General features: G+C 52.3%; 24 protein-coding genes and 2 tRNA genes. 18 read left to right on the top strand and 8 right to left on the bottom strand.

The window, feature by feature from the left end; genetic code table 11:
• Window positions 1-232: 232 nt before the first annotated feature.
• From QFZ58_RS10245 to QFZ58_RS10215, 7 genes are all read right to left on the bottom strand, one after another.
• On the bottom strand, window positions 233-721 hold the full coding sequence (locus QFZ58_RS10245) for an HNH endonuclease (RefSeq protein WP_307124620.1): 489 nt from the start codon (window positions 719-721) through the stop codon (window positions 233-235).
• A 211-nt stretch (window positions 722-932) separates the two neighbouring features.
• On the bottom strand, window positions 933-1547 hold the full coding sequence (locus QFZ58_RS10240) for a hypothetical protein (RefSeq protein ID WP_307124619.1): 615 nt from the start codon (window positions 1545-1547) through the stop codon (window positions 933-935).
• 147 nt (window positions 1548-1694) lie between these two features.
• On the bottom strand, window positions 1695-1997 hold the full coding sequence (locus QFZ58_RS10235) for a hypothetical protein (RefSeq protein WP_307124618.1): 303 nt from the start codon (window positions 1995-1997) through the stop codon (window positions 1695-1697).
• The gene (locus QFZ58_RS10230) at window positions 1997-2476 is read right to left on the bottom strand and encodes a hypothetical protein (RefSeq protein ID WP_307124617.1); all 480 of its coding nucleotides are present in this window, start codon (window positions 2474-2476) and stop codon (window positions 1997-1999) included. Before QFZ58_RS10230 ends, QFZ58_RS10235 begins: the two co-directional genes overlap by 1 nt.
• Window positions 2477-2678: 202 nt before the next feature.
• A complete protein-coding gene (locus QFZ58_RS10225; protein ID WP_307124616.1) occupies window positions 2679-2930 on the bottom strand; it encodes a hypothetical protein in 252 nt (83 codons plus the stop codon).
• A gap of 259 nt (window positions 2931-3189) precedes the next feature.
• The gene (locus QFZ58_RS10220; protein WP_307124615.1) at window positions 3190-4107 is read right to left on the bottom strand and encodes a hypothetical protein; all 918 of its coding nucleotides are present in this window, start codon (window positions 4105-4107) and stop codon (window positions 3190-3192) included.
• A gap of 755 nt (window positions 4108-4862) precedes the next feature.
• Window positions 4863-5093 (bottom strand): winged helix-turn-helix domain-containing protein, encoded by a 231-nt coding sequence (locus tag QFZ58_RS10215; protein ID WP_307124614.1) that lies wholly within the window; start codon window positions 5091-5093, stop codon window positions 4863-4865.
• A gap of 210 nt (window positions 5094-5303) precedes the next feature.
• Between QFZ58_RS10215 and QFZ58_RS10210 the strand changes: the two genes are divergently transcribed.
• The 7 genes from QFZ58_RS10210 (at window position 5304) to QFZ58_RS10180 (ending at window position 9129) form a co-directional block, all read left to right on the top strand.
• Window positions 5304-5735 (top strand): ATP-binding protein, encoded by a 432-nt coding sequence (locus QFZ58_RS10210; RefSeq protein ID WP_307124613.1) that lies wholly within the window; start codon window positions 5304-5306, stop codon window positions 5733-5735.
• A gap of 212 nt (window positions 5736-5947) precedes the next feature.
• Window positions 5948-6823 carry a DUF2637 domain-containing protein gene (locus QFZ58_RS10205; RefSeq protein ID WP_307124612.1) on the top strand — a complete coding sequence of 292 codons (876 nt, stop codon included), beginning with the start codon at window positions 5948-5950 and terminating at the stop codon, window positions 6821-6823.
• A 304-nt stretch (window positions 6824-7127) separates the two neighbouring features.
• A tRNA-Val gene (locus QFZ58_RS10200) sits at window positions 7128-7199 on the top strand.
• 50 nt (window positions 7200-7249) lie between these two features.
• Window positions 7250-7323 (top strand) — tRNA-Leu (locus QFZ58_RS10195).
• 126 nt (window positions 7324-7449) lie between these two features.
• Window positions 7450-7650, top strand: coding sequence for a hypothetical protein (locus QFZ58_RS10190; protein WP_307124611.1), 201 nt, complete (start codon window positions 7450-7452; stop codon window positions 7648-7650).
• A complete protein-coding gene (locus QFZ58_RS10185) occupies window positions 7647-7985 on the top strand; it encodes a hypothetical protein (RefSeq protein ID WP_307124610.1) in 339 nt (112 codons plus the stop codon). Before QFZ58_RS10190 ends, QFZ58_RS10185 begins: the two co-directional genes overlap by 4 nt.
• A gap of 184 nt (window positions 7986-8169) precedes the next feature.
• Window positions 8170-9129, top strand: a complete 960-nt coding sequence (locus tag QFZ58_RS10180) for an N-acetylmuramoyl-L-alanine amidase (RefSeq protein WP_307124609.1) — start codon at window positions 8170-8172, stop codon at window positions 9127-9129.
• Window positions 9130-9570: 441 nt separating this feature from the next.
• On the opposite strand, the gene QFZ58_RS10175 is transcribed toward QFZ58_RS10180, so the two are convergent.
• On the bottom strand, window positions 9571-10116 hold the full coding sequence (locus QFZ58_RS10175; protein WP_307124608.1) for a histone-like nucleoid-structuring protein Lsr2: 546 nt from the start codon (window positions 10114-10116) through the stop codon (window positions 9571-9573).
• A gap of 327 nt (window positions 10117-10443) precedes the next feature.
• On the opposite strand from QFZ58_RS10175, the gene QFZ58_RS34445 reads away from it, so the two are divergent.
• From QFZ58_RS34445 to QFZ58_RS10125, 11 genes are all read left to right on the top strand, one after another.
• Window positions 10444-10629 carry a DUF4177 domain-containing protein gene (locus QFZ58_RS34445; protein ID WP_373428540.1) on the top strand — a complete coding sequence of 62 codons (186 nt, stop codon included), beginning with the start codon at window positions 10444-10446 and terminating at the stop codon, window positions 10627-10629.
• Between the two features lie 973 nt (window positions 10630-11602).
• Window positions 11603-13048, top strand: coding sequence for a terminase (locus tag QFZ58_RS10170; protein ID WP_307124607.1), 1446 nt, complete (start codon window positions 11603-11605; stop codon window positions 13046-13048).
• A 19-nt stretch (window positions 13049-13067) separates the two neighbouring features.
• The gene (locus tag QFZ58_RS10165) at window positions 13068-14528 is read left to right on the top strand and encodes a phage portal protein (RefSeq protein WP_307124606.1); all 1461 of its coding nucleotides are present in this window, start codon (window positions 13068-13070) and stop codon (window positions 14526-14528) included.
• Entirely contained in the window at window positions 14528-15196 is a 669-nt protein-coding gene (locus QFZ58_RS10160) for a hypothetical protein (protein WP_307124605.1), read from the top strand. The genes QFZ58_RS10165 and QFZ58_RS10160 overlap by 1 nt, the downstream gene beginning before the upstream one ends.
• A 131-nt stretch (window positions 15197-15327) precedes the next feature.
• Window positions 15328-15849 (top strand): hypothetical protein, encoded by a 522-nt coding sequence (locus tag QFZ58_RS10155; RefSeq protein ID WP_307124604.1) that lies wholly within the window; start codon window positions 15328-15330, stop codon window positions 15847-15849.
• A gap of 108 nt (window positions 15850-15957) precedes the next feature.
• A complete protein-coding gene (locus QFZ58_RS10150; RefSeq protein ID WP_307124603.1) occupies window positions 15958-16851 on the top strand; it encodes a phage major capsid protein in 894 nt (297 codons plus the stop codon).
• 80 nt (window positions 16852-16931) lie between these two features.
• Window positions 16932-17363 (top strand): Gp19/Gp15/Gp42 family protein, encoded by a 432-nt coding sequence (locus QFZ58_RS10145; RefSeq protein ID WP_307124602.1) that lies wholly within the window; start codon window positions 16932-16934, stop codon window positions 17361-17363.
• A gap of 576 nt (window positions 17364-17939) precedes the next feature.
• Window positions 17940-18335, top strand: a complete 396-nt coding sequence (locus QFZ58_RS10140; protein ID WP_307124601.1) for a hypothetical protein — start codon at window positions 17940-17942, stop codon at window positions 18333-18335.
• 213 nt (window positions 18336-18548) lie between these two features.
• Entirely contained in the window at window positions 18549-19127 is a 579-nt protein-coding gene (locus QFZ58_RS10135; protein WP_307124600.1) for a hypothetical protein, read from the top strand.
• Window positions 19128-19243: 116 nt separating this feature from the next.
• On the top strand, window positions 19244-19489 hold the full coding sequence (locus tag QFZ58_RS10130) for a hypothetical protein (protein ID WP_307124599.1): 246 nt from the start codon (window positions 19244-19246) through the stop codon (window positions 19487-19489).
• A 12-nt stretch (window positions 19490-19501) separates the two neighbouring features.
• Window positions 19502-20077, top strand: coding sequence for a hypothetical protein (locus QFZ58_RS10125; protein ID WP_307124598.1), 576 nt, complete (start codon window positions 19502-19504; stop codon window positions 20075-20077).
• The last annotated feature ends 18 nt before the right edge of the window (window positions 20078-20095 follow it).

Genomic DNA, 20095 nt, shown 5'->3' with positions numbered 1-20095 from the left:
GGAGCCGTAACTACTGAGCGTAGTTTTCCAGTCGGCGGCGGTCCGGACGCTCCCTGGTGCTTTACCACGCTCAACCCGTGTCATCTCAGCACCCTCTAGGAAGCCACAGGAGCGTTTCTGAGAGCCTTTTAAAGCCTCCTGGTCTCCTGGTAGCCCCGGTTCCTCCTAGAGCCGTACAGAGCCTTAGACAGCAAGAAGCCCCTAGCCATCGTTGCTAGGGGCTCTTTTGCGTTTAACCAATCCTTCTATCAAGGAGCCTAGGCCACGGGCGGTGGTCTTCCTCGCTCAACTCTCTCTTCTTGTTATTGCAGCCATGACAAAGAACCTGCATATTCCAGATGCCATGTTCGCCACCCTTAGCAATAGGGGTGATGTGGTCAATCGTTAGCTCTTCCTCAGAGCCACACTTCATGCACCGCTCGCCATAGAAGCCAAAGACCACCTCTTTATAGTCGGTCAAGACTGGCCAAGGGGTCTGAGCCTTGATGGTCTCATATCGCTTCTTGCTATAGGCGGAAACCTTATCGGGGTTGTCCTTCTTCCATTGAACTGTGTTGTCTACCCGCTGCTCTTGGTTCTCCTGGTAATAACCCGGCCAGTAATCCTTATGAACACCCTTCTGACAGGCTCGGCAGTACGATTGCAATCCATCCTTAGCCTTCTTGCTGCGGTTGAATGCTTCCTCCGGTGCCTCATGGTCACCCTTCTTACAGTGCTTCATCTCTCTCCTAGTCAATGGGAAACCCGCCGTTTTACGGGCGGGTATCGGTCCTACGGTACTAGCTCTTGCGCCTTAGCCTTAGCGTCTGTTCTTGCCTTCTTGTGGTCTAGAGACCATCCATATGCGTAGAGCGCTCCCTCTGCATCGCTCACAGTCCACCAGTATTCGCCTGCCAGCAAAGCCATATTGATGCGTGCGTGAATCGTCTCGCTCATGCCGCTACCGCCTTAGTGTTGTAAAGAGCGGCTGCATTGGTTAGAGCCTTTCGCGAACCAGGACCCTCATGCTCCTTGGTCTCAGCCTTCTTGCGGGTGTTCAGGTTGCTGACTAGCCGGTTGATTGCTCGGCTAAAGGTCTTCCTCTCATTGGTGCTCAAGTCTTCTCCAATGACGTACTTAGCCTCAAGAATGGCCCGGTAGCTCTCAGGTAGTTCATCCAATGCCCGGCTGATTTCTGCGTTAAGAATCATGCCCTCTTCAACCTGAGACTCAGGGGAAGCATCGCTAGGGATAGACATCTTCCCTGGCTCTCCACAGAGAACCTTCTCAACAAGCACCTTCACAGTGTCCGGTGTGTAGTCATACTGGTCTGAGTAGAAGTAGTGCGTTGCGCGCTCTCCCATGCAGTAATTGTGAGCCACGTTCTGCAAAGCACGCTTGACGTAAGCAGGAGTCCTAGCGTTCTTCCTAAGGACTTCCTCCTTAGTGATGAGCCCAACAGCTAGCTCCTGGTAAATGTCATCCTTATCAATACCGTAGAAGCTCTTCGCAAAGGCACCGGCCACACGCTCGGCGTACTCAAGCCACTCGTCAAGTTCAAAATCCATTGTCTTATCTCCTAGTTTATGGTCAAGGGCTCACGTCCTCTCTCGGTTCGTTCTCCCTTGTACTTCTATTGTCTCATGGTTTGTATTAGGGGCCAAACGGCTAGCCCTCACACACAAGGAGAGCCGCCCCTTTCGGAACGGCTCCTCTCAGTCTCTCTCGAACCCTGCTATCAGGTCCTCATACTTCTCGTGGCAAGCCTGGTGGTAAGGCACTGTCAGTTTGTTTCGCCTGTACCTCTTCACCGGCTCCTTGGGCTCAAAGCCCTTCTGACAGAACGGGCACATCTTCTCTGTGCTCTCCTCCATTGACGCTATTTCCCTTCTTCTGTTCGGTCCCCTCTCACACTCAAGGCATGATGAGCGGTAACGCTGCGCTCCTCTACGGTCCTTCCCATTCTTGGGGAAGTCTTCTAGTGGTCTCTCCTCGTCACACTTGCTGCATGTCTTCATCAGCTTTCTAGGCGGCACTCCGCATCGTATCGACGGTGGCAAGAGGCGTTCATTGCTACGTAATCCTCAACGTCATCTGACCAACGGAAGTTCTTGCTTCGGATGATTGACTCTGAGTCATTGACCAAAGCCCATTCATTCGCCTGCTCTCCACAGTTGTCAACGCAAGCCCATTCAGAAGGACTGCCCTTCTCTCGCCTCACTGCCTTGTGAGCGTTGTTGTAGCTCTTATCTCCCTCAGGGTCCTCAGCGCGTCGCTTCTTGCTAAAGGCAACGGCACGAGCAATCTTCTTGGCTCGCTCCTCAGGGTCCTCGTAGTAGCGCTTCATATTGGTAACGGCTACTGCCTTACGGTGACAGACCTTGCAACGGCTTAGGTAGAAAATGCTCTCGTTCTTGCGGGTACCTCCTACGTAGAACTCAGTTACTGGCTTGGTCTCTCCACACTCGCCACCGCAATTCTTCATCTCGTTAGTCATTGATATTCCTCCTATGTAGTTGTGTAAGCCTCCTGACTAAGGGGTTTCTTGCTTACCTCTTAATTATATCCACCTTTGTATTATGAGGCGGGCTGAAATGGCACTCGTTCTGTAGTGCTTAAAAAGTATTTCGAAAAGTTTCAGGCAATGAGAAACCCGCCCCTCCTGGTGCAAGCAAGAAGAGCGGGTTAGTCAGTCAGGTTCAGACTCTACGGAAGAGCGGGTATGCCTGTGGCTTGCCCTTAGCGTCAAGCCCTACAGACCACTCAGACAGCGTCCACCCCTCAGCCTCTACAGCCTCTACCATCTCTGCCCAAGCATCGATAGAGCTAGAACCGTTTCGCTGCGTGGCTGGCATGTTGAGGAAGGGAGTAAAGACCTTACGGCCCTTCTCGTGTGCCTTCTTGGCCTCAGAGCCAAGCATGTCGTTCTTAGCGTCGTTCAGAAATCCCATTGTGTTCTCCTTATGTGTTGGTTGTTCAAGCTAACCCGCCCGAATCTAGGTCCAGTAGAAACGGGCGGGTGGTCTTAGTTGTTGTCGTTGACCGACATCTCAATTGCTACTTCATCAATCTCAAGGCTCTTGAGCATGTAGTAGAAGCGGGTCTCAATGCATGGCTTGCAAACCTTTGGCTTCTTGGAACCCCAAGGGAAAAAGTGCCGACTCTTGGGGTATTCCGAATCACAGTCAATGCACTTCACAGTGCCCATGGTCACCACTCCTCATCGAAAGAATCTGTTACGGACTTGCTAGAGACAGTCACAAGGGTCTTCTCAACCTTGAATGCTGCGGACGATGCACGCTGAACAAGGTCAGTCGTCATAGGGTTCCAGATTGGGTCATTGAAGAGCCTGCGAGCCTCTACAGCGTCATCAGACTCATCAAGGATGCGCTCTGCTGTCTCCTGGTCTGCGTTCTTCTCAGTCTTCTTGTCGGCAAGACGCTCAGCAAGAATGGTCTTCTTGGCTGGCTTCTCGACTACCGGCGCGGCTAGTTCAATGTCCCACTCAAAGTCATCAAGGTCTTCATCAGGCTCAGTTGCCTCTACAACGCTCTCAGGAGCCTTCTGAGGCTCTACGGCAGGCTCAGGGACTACGGGTGCCTCTACAACTGCCACAGGCTCTACAGGAGCCTCTACAGCGTCATCCCAAACGATGCTGTTGTCTGGCTTCTCCTTTACAGGGACAAGAGCGGCTAGAGCACCCTCGTTGAGGCGGTAGACAGTGGTGTCATCCTTGCGCAGACCCTCACGGACCAAGCCCTTAGAGATAAGAGCCTTACGGGTGTTGAAAAACTTGTCCTTCTTCATACCCATGTCATCGGCTGCTGTCTGCCAAGCAGAGGTCATTACTCCCCTTGAGGCGACTACGAACAAGAAGGTCTTCTCAGCCTGGTTCAATCCTCGTGCGTCGCGGATGTTCCAAATAGCCTGAACGCTCATGTTCTTTGTTTCTACGGTTGCGGTGTTATTCATTATGGTTACGACCTTTCTAATCGCTAGTTTGTATTCTTCTGGGTAAACCAGAAAGCCCCCCTTCCAATCGAGGTCCAGTCGATTAGAAGAGGGGCTGAATACAAACAACGGTTTAGGGTTGTCGTAAAGCTTTGTTCCTCCTAGTGTCTGGACCACACTCGGTACGGTGTTTCTTGCTTACTTAATTATTGTACCACGCTTTGTATCCTCGTGCTGGCAAAGAAGCCGTTCTGAGCCCCTTTCTTTGTAACAGTTAAGTAACTTAGGCGGCGGCCCTCCTTCAACCTCAGACAAAGGCGGCTGTTCTCTATCTGAGAACAAAGCGGCGGGTCTTCTTACCTAGAACAAAGAGGAGGGTAGAGCCACCTAAGACAAGGAGAGGGGGAGACAACCAACTACCCTTTCCCTCATCCTCTTCTTGACCTAGGAACTACCTTGTCATCATGCGGCGCGAAGCGCCGTTGTCTTTAGTCTCCTTAGAGTCTCCTTCATGGTCTCCTTAAAGGTCTCCTTCTGTTCCGACATACGCGAATGACCGTTCTGACTATGCGAATGGCCATTCTGTATATCAGAATGGGGGTGGGTAGAACCAGAATGGCGGGTTCTCTGTACCCAAGATGGGTACACCCTCTGGACATGAAGAAGCCCCGGACGATGCCGGGGCTAGTCTTCTTACTTCTATCTACTGGCTGTTCTCTTGCTCTAGGTCTCTTTGCTCTTCATCTCTTCTTTTTAACCAGTTTAACCAAAGTAAGCCATGAGGCCGCCTTTGTCAAATCTTATGGGTAAGGCCGTAGAAGCCTTTTGAAGGCATTGCGGAAAGGTGACCCGCCAGAGAGACCAGGAGTAATTAAAAGGCCGGTAGATTAAAAACCAGGGGCCTTCTAGAGGCATCTGCCAGCCGGTCAAGGCTATGAGGGGACCGAGACCACAAACGTCCCCTTGTTGGGGAGGGTCTTCACCAAGCCACGCTCTCTAAGAAGCGCTACGGCCCTTCTAGCCGTTCCTGGAGCCACACCGTACTGAGAGCCCATGTCCCGCTCGTTGGGCAGGCGTGCGCCGACTGAGAGCCGTCCGGCCCTGATGTCTGCCTCCACCCTGTCGGCAACCTGCACGTAGACGTACTCAACCTCATCGCTCATAGGTCGGAAACTAGGGCCGTGACCAGCCACTCAGCGCGGTGGGTGGCTCCATGTGGCGGTAGGTAGTGACCTGTAGTGGTATGGAGCGGTAGCCTCTGACCTGCAACGTCAGACAGGTGACCCCGGCACCGCGCGAACGGTCCGGGGTCTGGTCCACGCCGAATAGGAGCGCAGACGAGTGCAGCATAACCAAAGCGTAGGGAATAGCCGATGACCCTTCTCGGTGAGAGCCAAAGGATTCTGCAAGTCAAGACTTGGTCTTGGTCTCAAAACCCCGGTTGCGTCCCTCTCTCAAGGGTGATGTTCCGTAAGTGGCTGGCTTCTATAGACGCCACTCGCTTTGAAGAGGACGCAACTGTCTGCTTCTCGGAGTTGCTGACCAACGCTATTCGCATCCCTTCTCCGGATGCGCTCACACAAACCGTGTGGCTTATGTATGACGACCGGCTCAAGGTTGAGGTATGGGACTACTCAACAGAAGCCCCGTACGTGGCCGTGCGCGACCCTGAGTGTCAATCGGGTAAGGGGCTTCTCCTCGTCCACCTTCTCGCGGACAAGTGGGGCTATGACCACACTCACCTCTTTGATGGGAGCGGCGGGACAACTCCCGGTAAGCGCGTGTGGTTCGAGCTACGTAAGTAAGAGCCACTAAGAGAGTCACCTAAGAGCCTCTGTCCTTAATCGGGACAGGGGCTCTTTTGCTTTGTCATATGACTGTCCGGCTAAGCCTTATGAATAAGCGGCGGGTGTCCTCTGATTAGTTGCTTCATAACACCCCCTATGTCATACTCATTAGAGTCACTAAGAAGGTGACAGTCCGCTTCAACAAGAAGGGACACTACACATTTGGGAGAATGACAATGAACAAGGTAACGATTAAGAAGGTGGCTCAGTGGATTGGCTTTGGAACAGTCCTTATGACTGCACTGGCTATCTCATGGTGGAGCATGTTCACCATGGCAATGGATGAGTTTGGAATGCCGGGCATTTTGGCCGGTGCGGTATCGGTCGCCTTTGATGGGGCGGCTCTTTATGTGGCACTACTTGCTAGTGAATACGCTAAGTCAGATGACTCAGGCTTTATGGCGCGTCTTGCAACACTAGGCTTTGTGACTGTCTCTGCATGGCTTAACTTCATGCACGCGGACATGATGGGATTGGGCATTGAGGGTAAGGTGTTCTTCTCGGCTCCGACCATCATTGCTGGCATTCTCTTTGAGATGTTCCTTAAGTTCACCAACAAGACTGAGCTTAGGAAGCGTGGCCGAGTGGCTAAGGCAATGCCTGTCTTTGGAAAGATTTCTTGGTTCCGCTATCCGGCAAAGACGTTCAAGTCATTCAGTAAGGTTGTCCTCTTCCGACTGGACAACGTGACAGCAGCCGAGACAGCCGGACAGAAGGACACTGTGAGCGTCCCTGAGGCTGTCACAGAGGGACAGGGACAGCAGGACACCAAGAGGACAGTGACAGCGGCTCAGAAGGACACACAGGCTGTTCGCAAGGACACTAAGAAGGTTGTCACCAAGAAGGTGACGCGGACACCATCGGCCAAAGAGCTAGAGGACACGTTCCCTGAACTGTCAGAGGACATGAGCATTGCTCGTCTAGTGCAGACGATGTACCGCAATGGAGAGACCGACCGAGAAGCCATTAGGAAGAAGGTCAGCAACATCAAGAAGACTGAGGTTCCCATCAATACGGTAACCAAGAGCATCAACCGCATGAAGTAAGAGCTAAGAGCCCCGCTGGAAACGGCGGGGTTTCTGCTTTGAAGATTCTTCTTAGGGGCTGTCACAGAATCACCCTTGTGACAGCTCCTTCTATGTGTAGGCAGCGATTCTCTCTAGTTGCCTCATGGGACCGACGGTAAAGACGTCCGTAACCGTTCAAGTCGGTTAGGTCCCCCTTCTCTTTAAGGGTCATCAGTAACCAGGCTGACAGGATGCTTCAAGGCTTCTGACCTACTGCGGCTGTCTCGGTCGTGTTCATTGTTCTCCTAAACAATGGCCCTAGAGTCGAAAGGCTCTAGGTCTTGCCTGGTTAGCTCAGTGGTAGAGCGCTTCTCCTACAAAGAAGATGTCATTGGTTCAAATCCAGTACCGGGCACTTGATGCACCTCCAAAGCATCACAGTCAATAGCGCCAACTATTGACTACGGTCCCTTAGCCCAACGGCAGAGGCAATACGCTTAGAACGTATTCAGGTATCGGTTCAAATCCGATAGGGACTACTTACCTAGTGCGAGGAAGACGGTAATCCGCCTGCTTTGGGAGCAGGAAAAACTCAGTTCGACTCTGAGGCATTAGACAAAACCGGCGGGTTTCTAAAAGCGCAAAACAACAATAGGAGAAACAACATGAATGATTACGAGACCATGGTTAACGACTACCTAGAAGCGGCTCACCTTCTTGAGGCTGAGTCTGACGCCATCTATGCAGTGCTAGCCGTACTCCCTTTCTTGACCCTTGTAGACGAGGACCTTCTAGACCTCTTGGCCGGTGAACTTACGCGTGAGCAGGTAGCGCGTTCTGCTTCCGATAAGGAGGCAAGCGAATGATGAACGTTGAAGACGTGGTTGCTCTCTATATGGCCAACATCATTGACAGGGCAGAGGCAAGGAACCTCATTGGCCTTGAAGAGGCTGAGAAGCCAAAGAAGCCAAGCATTGAGCCTGAGCCTGGAGAGGTTTACGTGTTTCAGGGTAAGCCACTTACTGAGCAGCCTAAGCGCTTCACCAGGTCTGAGGTAGAGAACATGACTACCAAGGAGTTTACCCGAAACCGGGCGGCTATTCTCAAGCGGATTGCCGACGATGGTAAGACACTGACCATTACCAAAGACTCAAGCATGTTCGAGACGCTTACCGCTGTCCTTGCCAAGCTAGACAGCTAAAGACTTCCCCTCCTATCCGGAGACTAAATAACTGTTGATGTTGTGGAACATCCCGGATAAGAGGGGGACACAATCAAATAGATAGCCCCGCCTAGGGACCCAATTCTTACTGTGCAAAACATTGGGGGTCCACATAGGCGGGGTTTTTTCTGTTTCTAACCCAACACACAAAGGAGATTAACAATTGAGTACACCAATGAGCGCAAGTCAGATTAAGGCACAACTCAAGAAGTGGGGAGTGACTTACAAGGAGTACAAGTCTTGGTCAACCCACAACCGAGATGGAGCAACGGGCAAGAGCTTTGGCCCCGTACATGGCTTCATCGTCCACCACACAGGCTCAGATGGAGAGAGGCAGGAGGGCTACCTATATAACGGCTCTAGCGCTCTCCCTGGTCCCCTATGCCACTTTGGGCTAGACAAGGATGGGGTTGTTTACCTCATCGGTTGGGGACGCACTAACCACGCTGGTGGCGGTGACCCTAAGACTCTTGAGCACGTAAAGAATGAGGACTACTCAGGGAACCTCAAGCCTACTCGTGGCAACTCGAATGGCATTGACGGTAATGACGCCTTCTACGGCGTAGAGATTTACCACTCAGGTTCACACGCTTTGAACGCTAAGCAGTATGCGGCTCTTCGCAAGCTGGCTTCTGCTATCTGTGACTTCCATGGATGGTCTGAGAAGAGCGTCATTGCGCACGGTGAATGGTCTAGCGATAAGTGGGACCCTGGTGTTGCACCGGGCAAGATTTATGACATGTCTAAGGTGCGTGCCGATGTCAAGGTGACGCTAAACGGCGGGGTTTCAGAGACTAAGCCTGAGACGCCTAAGCCTAGTGCTCCTAAGCCTAAGCCTCCTGTCACTAAGCCTAAGATGCCAGCCTATCCAGGAGCCAGCCACTTCAAGGTAGGCAGGATTGATGCTCACGTGACTGTCTTGGATAAGGCTTTGGTTAAGGCTGGTCTTGCTAAGTATTACTCCGGTAAGGCTTATGAGCCTGGTCCCTACTTCTCTGAGTACACCAAGAAGAACATTCAGGCTTTCCAGAAGAGCCAGGGTTGGTCAGGCAGTGATGCAGATGGAATCCCAGGAGCAGAGACTTGGAAGCGCATCTTTATTAAGGCTGGCTACCGAGCATGAAGAACTTCTTCTACTGCGGAGACTGCCTAAGAGCCTTCTTCTCAGAGAAGGAGTATGCCGACTGTCCCTCATGCTCTGAGCCGATGGCTATCTCAGGCTTCATGCAGAGCACGGGCGAGAAGGGGCCTGACAGCCCCTCAGAGAGCCTGCCAGCCTGAGGAGGTAGCCAGGGAGCCCCGAACCTCTCAGAGGTGTACAGGGCTTCCCCTGGATTGTACCAACCATTGTACCAAGGTGGTTCTGCCGGCCTTTTGGGGTTGGTACAAAGCATGGTACAAAAAATGCCGGCTGGAGGGTGATGGTACAAACAGCGGTACAAAGTCTGTGTCGGCACAGAGCCTCTGTGAGCCAGCCGACCAGGAGCACCAGGAGCAAGGTACCCGGACATGACGAGAGCCCCTGAGACTCAGTCTCAGGGGCTCTCTGGGTACTACTGGCTGACTAGCTCTTGTCAGGGTTGGGCTTGCCAACGGCGATGTAGTACGCCTCAACAATCTTGGTGGCAATCCGACCCTTGTCGGCTACCTCGTGGTTGTTCGCCTTAGCCCACTCACGGATAGCCGTGAGGTCATGCGCGCTCTTGCTGGTAGAGGCTGCTGCGGTGTGGCCGATGGGCGACTGAGTCTCACGAGCGTTCTTCATGAAGGGGACGAGAGCCTTCTCAAGCTTCTCGCGGGAAGCCTTCCCCATGTCCAGTTCGTACCAGACGTTCTTGAAGTAGGTCTCAGTGGTGAGCTTGGTAGAGCCATCCTCGTTCTTGACCGGCTCTCCCTCAGCGTCCAAGACCTCAACCTCAGTCTCAGCCTGAACCGGCAGAGAGAGGCGGAGAGTCTGCACGTCCTCTGTGGTCTTACCGTCCACGTCGTCAGTCACAGAGACCTTGACGTAGATGGTCATGGGGCCGACACCAGGAACCTGAGTGACAACCTCCTTAACGCCTTCCTGGTCCTTCTCGGCTGCGGTAACCGGTACGGCGGTGGTTGCCATGTTGACCCCTGAGTCTCTGACCAGGCCGTTTGCCTAGTAGCTGATTGAGTGAGGCGACTCTAGCACACATGAAGACTAGAGAGTCAAGGCTTAGGAAGCCTTCTTGAATCTTTTAACCCCTCTTAGTGTCACAGATAAGGGCTTGTGACAGCTCTTTGTATGTAGAGACACAAACAAAGCTAAGGAGGTTAGAGCCATGAAGGCTGAGTACGAGAAGCATGAGTGCCAGTGCGGTTGGTTCTGCCTCACGCTTAAGACAGCTAAGGCTACGGCGTATCACTGCGGTGAGCAGTTGAAGAAAACGGCCGGGTCTGTGAAGGAGAGTAAGTGACACAGTACGAATACAAGGTAGTCCGTATAGCAGGTGGACAGCGTATGACAGAGGACATGCTTAACCAGTTGGGCAATGAGGGCTACAGGCTAGCCAACGTAACGCCTACCGGTCATGAGTGGACCTTTGTTAAGGATAAGCCAGTGACGCGAACGCGTAAGGCGACTCCCAAGAAGGACTGAATATAAATCGGGGGGTGTCCGTAAGAAGGCATGAAGGATAAGCGTAGAGACCTAAGGAGTTACAGAGACAAGGTAACCAGGGAGAAGGCAAAGGCTAGGCGGAGTGTAGAGCCAACCTTCTGCCATATCTGCTCAAGGGTCATTGACCTAGAGCTTCCGTACCACGATAAGTACGCGTTCACCCTTGACCACCTAACAAGCCTCAATGCAGGTGGACACATCCTTGGTCCAACCTTGCCAGCCCATCGCTCATGCAACAGCAAGAGAGGTGACGGTAAGAAGTCTGACCCACTCAAAGGAAAGACAAGAGAGTGGTAACAACAACAGCAGCTAGAGGATAGGAGGTAAGACAGTGGCTCTCATTCGGATTGAGTATCCACAAGGTGGAGCGTTTGAAGCAGAAGGCAAAGACCTTGAAGAGGCAGTAACGCTAATGAATATCGCTCTTGCAACCCTTTGGGGACGTAAGCGATATGGTGACAATGCAGTCTCTCTCAAAGAGATTGATGAATGGCTAAGGCAGTCTGGCAAGTAAGTCAACCCCAAAAGGTGACTGAATAAGACTAGACATTGCTTAGGGCAACGGCGGTTGACTGAGGGTGGCACTAGCCCCCTACCCCACGCCTCCTCGCCGCACCACGCGGCATTGCGCCAATCCCCCCGTGACTCACAACCCCAAGAGGGTGGGGGAGTAGCACAACCAAACCAATACCTAAGCCTCTGGCCAAATGGTCAGGGGCTTTATGCATGTCCAAAAGAATCAACAACAGTAGAGAGGAGGTCCCTATGGGCGACCTAGTAAACGCTGCCACATCTGGCGACAAGCGAGCAACGCTAATCGCCCTAAGGGATGTCCTGGCAGAACAGATTGAAGAGGCTAGTCCTAGAGACCTAGCCGCTCTATCTCGTCAGCTAACAGATGTGCTTAACCAGCTTGACGAGATTCCAGACAAGAGGGAGGTGAGCCCTGCTGATGAAATCGCTAGACGACGAATTGAACGTCGTAAGCATCGGAAGCCAGAGGCCCCGGCTCAGTCTGGTTCCTGACTTTTATGACAACGCCTTTGAAGAGGCTGTAGACCTAGCGGCTGCTTATGGCCTAGTGCTTGATGAGTGGCAAAGCAACGTCCTTGAGGGATGGCTAGGAGAGACAGAGGACGGTACTTGGGCATGCGCCCTATGCGGTCTCTCGGTACCTCGTCAGAACGGCAAGGGTGGCGCTCTAGAGGCACGTGAGCTTTACGGCGCGGTGGTGTTGGGGGAGCGCATCCTTCACACCGCTCACGAATTGAAGACAGCCAAAGACCACTTCCGACGTATGCAGGTGTTCTTTGAACACGAGGACTTGAAGAAGCTAGTCAAGAAGATTGTCAACACCAACGGTGAAGAAGCCATCTGGCTAACCAATGGTGGAGTCATTCGATTCGTTGCTAGGTCTAAGTCTTCTGGACGAGGATTCTCAGCAGACCTTCTTGTGTGCGATGAAGCACAGGAAATGGACGACGATAAGTTTGAGGCTCTAGTACCTGTACTAGCTACAGCCGATAGCCCACAGACAATCCTTACCGGAACCCCTCCTCGTCCGAATATGAACGGCGGGGTTTTTGAACGCTTCCGTAAATCAGCCCTTGATGAGAAGGCTGAGCGTCTGTGCTGGCTCGAATGGTCAGCAGACAGGAATGACAACCTAGACGATTACGAGACTTGGGCTAAGGCTAATCCTGCTCTTGGTTACAGGCTCTCCCTGGACAAGATTCAGGATGAGCGAAACGCCATGCATGAGGATGGCTTTGCATCTGAGCGACTAGGCATGTGGGCAACCGCAGCTAGTAACTCAGTCTTTGACCTAGAGCTATGGGCAAACCTTGAGACAGACGTTGACCCTGATGCTCCATACGCTCTTGCTGTTGACGTGTCTCCTCTAAGAGACAGAGCGTCTATCGCTGTTGCTGCTTATGTCGGCAACAAGGTCATGGTTCAGATTGCCCAGAGTAAGAAGGGCACGGGTTGGGTTGTAGAAGAGCTAGTGAGGATGCAGACCGCATGGAAGCCATGCGCAATTGTGGTTGACGATGGTTCTCCTGCTGCCTCTCTATTCACCGGCGCTTCTGCTAAGCGACTGAGGCTGACAAAAATTCAGACACGCGCAGTAGGTCAGGCATGTGGTGCCTTTTATGACCTAGTGCAGAACGAACAGCTATTCCACGCCGGACAGCAAGCGCTGAATACGGCGGTAGCTAGTGCAAGGACACGTCCTCTAGGCGATGCCTTTGCGTGGCACAGAAAGAGCGTAGAAGCGGATATCACTCCGCTAGTGGCTGCAACGCTAGCCGCATATGGACTGACCCTTAAGCGAAAGCCAAAGGACCCGTCCGCAAAGAAGGAGCGACCCCGTAAAAACGTGGCGGTCGTATATTAAAAAACAAAGGAGCTAAACAATGGCAACAGCTATTGCGCTCCCAACTCTAACTGTTAGCGAGGATGAGCTAGAGCTTATCGAGGAGATGCTATCTCGGCTGACAAAGTATGTCCCAAAGAATAGAGTTGCGGAGGCGTACTATGAAGGCCGAAACCGAATTCAGCATCTGAACATTTCCATTCCGCCACATCTACAGAGCATTGAGACTGTAGTTGGTTGGGCGGGTACTGCTGTAGACGTTCTAGATGAGCGTCTTGAATGGCAGGGATGGACAGCTAATGATGGCAATGACTTTGGCCTCGCAGACATTTACTCAGAGAACGCGCTTGATGTGGACTCTGGTCTAGGGCATCTAGACGCATTGATTTATGGAACTGCATTCGTTGTGGTTGGTGCAGGCTACGAAGGTGAGCCTTCACCGCTAATCACTATCGAGTCAGCCAAGAACATGACTGGCATTTGGGATACGCGTATGCGTCGCCTAGCAGCCGCTCTAGCCGTTAACGCATGGCATGAGGGCAACGCTGTTGAGGTAACCCTTTACATGCCTTACGCCAATATCGTGCTTGCCAACCTAAAGGGTGTATGGCGAGTAGTTGATAGGGATGACCACAACCTAGGCAGGGTCACGGTTGCTCAGATGTTTAACCGGCCACGTGCTTCTAGGCAGGGTGGACGCTCCGAGATTTCGCGGGCTATCCGTTCCTATGTAGACACTGGCGTTAGGACAATGCTTGGTATGGAGATTAACCGGGAGTTCTATTCAGTCCCTCAGCGATACATGCTGGGTGCTGATATGAGCATGTTTGAGGGTGCCGATGGTCAGCCTCTAACCGGTTGGGAAGTTGTAGCGGGTCGAATGCTTGCTATCAATGACCCTCTTGATGACAACGATGAGCCTGACCCTAGTAGGCGTGTTGAGGTAGGCCAGTTCACTGCTGCTTCTCCTGCACCTTATCTAGAGCAGGTACGTGGACTATCCCAGATGGTTGCTGCTGAGGCGGCTCTACCGGCGTCCTACTTTGGCTTTGTTACGGCTAACCCTTCTTCGGCTGATGCTATTCGGCAGGAAGAGGCACGGCTTATCAAGAGGGCTGAGCGTAGGCAGAAGATGTTCGGTCACTCTTGGATGGAGGTTGGAAAGCTTGCCCTTCTCGTAAGGGATGGCGAGATTCCAGAGGACTTCAAGAACGTCTCTATCAAGTGGCGAGACGCTGCGACTCCAACTAGGTCGGCTGCTGCTGATGAAGCTGTAAAGCTTATCTCGGCCGGTGTCCTATCTGCTGACTCGTCAGTGACTTACGACCGAATCGGACTAAGCCCCGATGAGCAGAAGCAGCTAGGCAATGACAAGCGTCGTGCTCAGGCTTCTCAGAGGATTGCTGACATCAAGGAAGCGGTAGCCGCTACCTCAACCTCAGCACCCGCTGTAGAGGCTCCTGCTGGCGTTCTGACGGCCTCTGAGGAGGCTGCTGCGTAATGGCTACTGCGACTGCCGTCGCGGAGTTCAAGACAGCACAGAGCAACATTGCAACTCTTGCTGAGCGTGAACTAAGGGACTTCTTCCTAGACCTTGATTTTAGAAACATCGTCTCTACAACCAATGCCCTTGAAATCTTTATGCCTGCCCTGGTGGCTGAGTATGGAGAAATCGGGGCGGCTGTAGCGGTGGATTTCTACGATGAACTAAGGGAAGGGAGCCTAGCGACTAAGCCTTTCAGGGCAGTCATGGGAGAGCTTCCAGAACAGAAGGCCGTACAAGCCTCTGTGAGATGGGCGGTAACCCCACTCTTCCAAGCAGAGTCAAACCCTGCACAAGCACTAAGCAACCTGACAGAAGTCAACGACCGATTCGTTAAGGCGACTGCCAGGAACACAATCTTTACGAGCGCTCAGAAGGACACTTCAAGAGCTAGCTTCGCAAGGGTTCCCTCTGGCTCTAAGAGCTGTGAGTTCTGCTTGATGCTGGCTTCTCGTGGTGCTGTCTATGCCAACGAGAAGAGTGCAGGCGATACCAAGAAGTTCCATGGTCACTGTGACTGCCAGATTATCCCTATGTGGGATGGAGACGAATACCCGGCGGGCTATTCGCCTGATGAACTTTACGACCGCTACGTTGACCTACAGGTTGCGAAGCAAAAGCACTAACACTCATGAGAGAGGCATTGCCTAAGAGGGACAGGTTCCCTTGACCGGCGGTGCCTCTCTTGCATTTCCAGACATTACAAAAGGTCCCGGTGGCCTAATCACTAGCGATAATCCAGGAGGTTAAGCAAACAATGTCTACTGAAAACACTGAGGCGCATGACGCCTTGAACACCATGCTTAATGGTGAAGAGTCCAACGAAGTTGAGACTCAGGAGACTGAAACAACTGAGGAGGTAACCGAGGAGAACGAGGTTGCCGAGACAGAAGAGACAGACGACAACAAGTTTACTAAGGAGTACGTAGAGGGTCTACGTAAGGAGGCTGCAAAGCATCGAGTAGACGCTAAGGAAACCAAGGAAGCCCTTGAGGAATTGAAGAAGACCTCAAAGGCTGAGCTAGCCGAAAAGACAAAGGCCATTGAAGAAGCCAACCTTGCCCTTACGCGTTACAAGATTGCAGCTAAGTACAGCGTCTCTGAGGAGCACACTGAACTATTCCTTACCGGTTCTGATGAAGAGACCCTAGAGAAGCAGGCAGCCGCTCTTAACGAGCGCACTGTGAAGACTCCTAAGCCAGACCGTGCACAGGGAAACCGTAACGGTAATGGCGCAACTTCCAACGCTGAGCTATTCGCAAACGCTTTGGGATTCTGACGTTTAACGTCACCAACAAATAAACAAGCCAAGCACATAAGGGCTTCTGCCAATCCGGCAGGGGCCCTTTTTGCATGCCTGGTTAACCAACTTATGGAGGAAATAAATATGGCTAACATGGCCCGTAACACTGCCGGTGTAAATCTACCGCTGAGTGTTTCCGATGAAATCTGGGGCACGCTCCAGGAGGCTAGCGCGGTAATGCAGCTAGCTCGCAAGATTAACCTTCCTGGCTCTGGCGTAACCGTCCCAATGGTGACCGGCGACGCTGTAGCTTCTTGGGTAAACGAGACTGACGAGAAGCCAGTCTCTGACTCTACGGTCTCTTCTAAGAGCATCACGCCTTACAAGATTGCCGTTATCGAGACCTTCTCGAATGAGTTCAAGCGTGACATTCCTGGTCTATACGCTGAGCTAGCGCGTCGCCTTCCAGCGGCTCTAGCCCTTGCTTTTGACAAGACTGTCTTCCACGCGACGACTGCACCAGGCTCTAACTTTGACCTTCTTGAGGGTGCGCCTGTCCTAACCGTTGATGCGACTAACACCTATGCAGACCTAGTAGCGGTAGACGCTTCTATCTCTAACGCTGGTGGTGTCCTTAATGGATTCGCGCTTTCGCCAAAGGGTCGCGGTGTTCTTCTAGCTGCAACTGACAGCACCAACCGTCCACTATTCATCAGCAACCTACAGACCGAGAATGGCGTATCTAGCGTTCTTGGTTCGCCTGTAGTTCTCTCGCGTGCGGCTTACAAGGCTGACGCTGCTGGTGACGATGGTGAGGTTATCGGTTTCGCTGGTGACTGGTCTTCTGCCGTATACGGCACCGTAAACGGCATTGAGGTTTCTATGTCGGACCAGGCCACCGTTACTAAGGGTGGTACTCAGCTCAACCTATGGCAGCGCAACATGTTTGCTCTGCGTGCAGAGGTTGAGATTGGTTTCGCGGTTTCTAACCTGAACCACTTTGTCAAGATTACTTCTGGCGTTAACTCCGTCGCGTAAGTCTTGGTAGTACCAACGCAAGAAGGGGTAGCTACGGCTACCCCTTCTGCGTATCAACTTTAAATAAGGGAGGCCAATAAATGGCTTATGCCACATACAACGACGTTCTAACGCGTTGGATTAGTGAAGAAGACCTTCCCGCCACTGAGGCTCAGATTGCAACTCTTCTAGAGGATGCAGAAGACACGATTCTTAGGGAGTTCCCAGACCTTGAAGACAGGGTTCTAGATGGTGCTCTGCCAGAAGCGCGCGTAGTCAAGGTAGAAGCACGAATGATTATCCGCCACCTACGAAATCCGGCGGGTGTTAGAAGCGCTCAGATGGGTGCTGGTCCATTCCAGCAGACCACTACTTACGGCGGAGAAGAGCCAGGAGCCCTTTACCTAACCGAAGATGACAGGCGCGAACTACGAGGAGCCTCCTCTAACAAGGGGAAGGCATTCACCGTAGACCAGACTCCTAGCTATTACTCAGGCTCATACCTTGATGCCTCTTGGTGGGGTCGCCTGTGAGCCTACGGACCAAGTACAGCCTAGGTATCAAGAGGTACCTAGAAGGCTCTACAGACGCGCATGGCAACCCCGTAGAGGGTTGGGGACCAGTGGAGTACGTAGCCGTTTACGCGGTCGCTCCTACGTCCTCTAGCGAGCCTGCTGCGGTAGGTCGAGAAGCTGTCATTACCGGCCTGTCTGTCCTTGCTCCTCTTGGAGTAGAGATTGACGCTAAGGACCGGGCGGTTTGGCGAGACAAGGAATACACCATTGAAGGTGACCTAGCTGACTGGACTAATGGCCCATTCGACTTTAAGCCTGGTATCCAAATCAATTTGAAGAGGGTGGAAGGCTAATGCGTATGCAGTGGAAAATGAAGGGCTTCAAGGACGTCCGTACATCGGAAGAGATGGAAGCCCTTCTACAGAAGGTCATTGACGAGATGGTTAATGACCTAGGTGAAGGTTATGAAGGAGACGTTGAAACGGGACGCACGCGTTCACGAGGTGGTGTCGTTACGGCTAGTGCAGAGGCACAGCGTGAGAACGCCAGAGACAACACTCTCCTAAGGGCTCTAGCGAATGCGAGGAGGGGCTAATGGCAACAGAAGTAATCCTCTTCCCTGATGCTGAGGGACTAGTAATTGCGTACCTCAAGACAAAGATTAGCGGCGTAACCATCGCCACTAAGGTTCCTAATCCTCGTCCCAGCAAGCTAATCAAGGTAACCAGGGTGGGCGGTACAAAGCTAAGGCTTAATGCTGACTCGCCTGTCCTTGCCTTTGAGTGTTGGGGCTCTACGTCAGTAGAAGCATCTGACCTGGCTAAGTACGCAAGAGCGTATGTAGACGCTATGGCTGGCGAGAAGGTCAATGGAGTTTGGGTGTTCAAGGTTCGAGAAGTGGGCGGTATCGCTAACTTCCCTGACCCTGATAGCGACTCACCTCGTTACCAATTCTCGGTAGCAATCGATACGAAAGGAGCCACTCTATGAGGCTAGTAAATCCGAACGTTCCTGACTGGACTGTTGAAGTCACAGGCAAGGAAGAGATTCAGGCGCATCTAAATGCCGGTTGGCAAGAAGTGCCAAAGCGCAGTACGGCCAAGAAGGCAGTGAGCGCTAAGGCTGTTAAGGCAGCCGACGAAACATCCTCGGTCATCACGACTGAGGGAGACAACTAACAAACGAAATGGAGGTCATTTTTAAATGACTAACTCTGCAAATGTTCTAACCGGTAAGCCTCTAGCGACTGGTGGAGTCCTAATGGCTCCTCTTGGTGCTACGGCTCCAACTGATGCCACTACGGCTCTTGACGCTGCCTTCAAGGCGGCTGGCTACATTGGTGAGGATGGTCTTACTGAGTCTAACGAGCGTTCTACTGACAAGGTAAAGGCTTGGGGCGGTGACGTTGTAAAGGTTGTGCAGACTGACTTTGCGACTACCTACTCATTCACCTTCATTGAGACCCTGAACACTGAGGTTCTTAAGGCTGTCTATGGTGCAGGCAACGTAACCACGACTGCCGCAACCGCTCTTAAGGGAACCCTTCATGCGGTAAAGGTCAACAGTGACACCCTTCCTCGTCAGGCTTTCGCCTTTGAGGTTAAGGATGGTGACGCAAAGATTCGCATCTACGTCCCCAATGGTCAGATTACTGAGGTAGGCGAGATTACCTATTCCGACGAGGACGTAATTGGCTACGAGGTAACTGTTGAGGCATTCCGTGACTCGGACCTTGGTGCTAACGCAATCAAGTACCTAGATGACGGTGTCCCAACTGCCTAATCCGGCGGTTTGAAATACAGCAAGGCAGCCCCTCTCTACTACCTAAACGGCCCGGTAGAGAGGGGCTTATCAATGGGCCGACACTAACTTAACCAATAGAAAGAGGAACTATAAAAATGAGCAACTTCAAGTTTGAGCACAACGGTGAGACGTACGAATTCGAGAAGGACTTTTCTGTGGCCCGTTCTCCACGTTGGCTACGTGCCAACCGTAGGCGTGACGGTATGGACTTGGTCTTCACCCTCCTAGAGGAGATTGGTGGAGAGGACGTAGCTGAGGCTGTTGACACCATGACCGAGAAGGAATTTGAGGACTTCTCCAAGAAGGTCATGAAGGAATTCTCTAAGGATGCCGAGAAGTAAGGGAGAGAGGCTGTGAAGCTAAAAAGCGATGCGGCCTCCCTTCTGACTAACGACTTCCTCTATTCACGTCCCAATGAGTTTGACCTAGTTGAAAGGGTTCTCACTAACGATTCCCTGGATGAACTAGACGAGATGACGTCGGCTGATTTCGGCCGGGTTCTTGAGTGGATTGATGAAGAAGTCAAGAGGATGAAGGGGGCCAGTTATACAGACATTCTTGGCCTCCTTTCCCTACTCGATAAGCACGAGGATGCTTTGGCTTATGACTGCCTCACTCTAGGTCTCCGACTCAGGAACGTTGGAACAGATGACTTTACGTGGGGCGACTTGCTGACAATTGTCAAGCAGTTGCCCCGCTCTTCTGCGTTGTTCAGGTCTATGCATCCTGAGGAAGCGGAATGGGGACTAGTAGAGCAGTTGATTGCTTATACCGCAGACCTAACAGCGGTAGGCAATTGGCAAAGGGCTCAGGGCAAGAAGAAGGATTACCCACGTCCGATTCCTCGTCCTGGTGTTGAGTCACCAGAGAAGAAGTATGGAAAGGGAGCAATCTCCATTGAGGACATGTCCGCATGGCTTGGGTGGTGAACAACAATAACTAAGGAG

This window comes from Streptomyces sp. B1I3 (genome assembly GCF_030816615.1).
In the GTDB taxonomy this organism is placed as follows: Bacteria; Actinomycetota; Actinomycetes; order Streptomycetales; family Streptomycetaceae; genus Streptomyces.
Note: the sequence above shows the minus strand (reverse complement) of the source record. Positions and strands in the feature narration are given on the sequence as shown.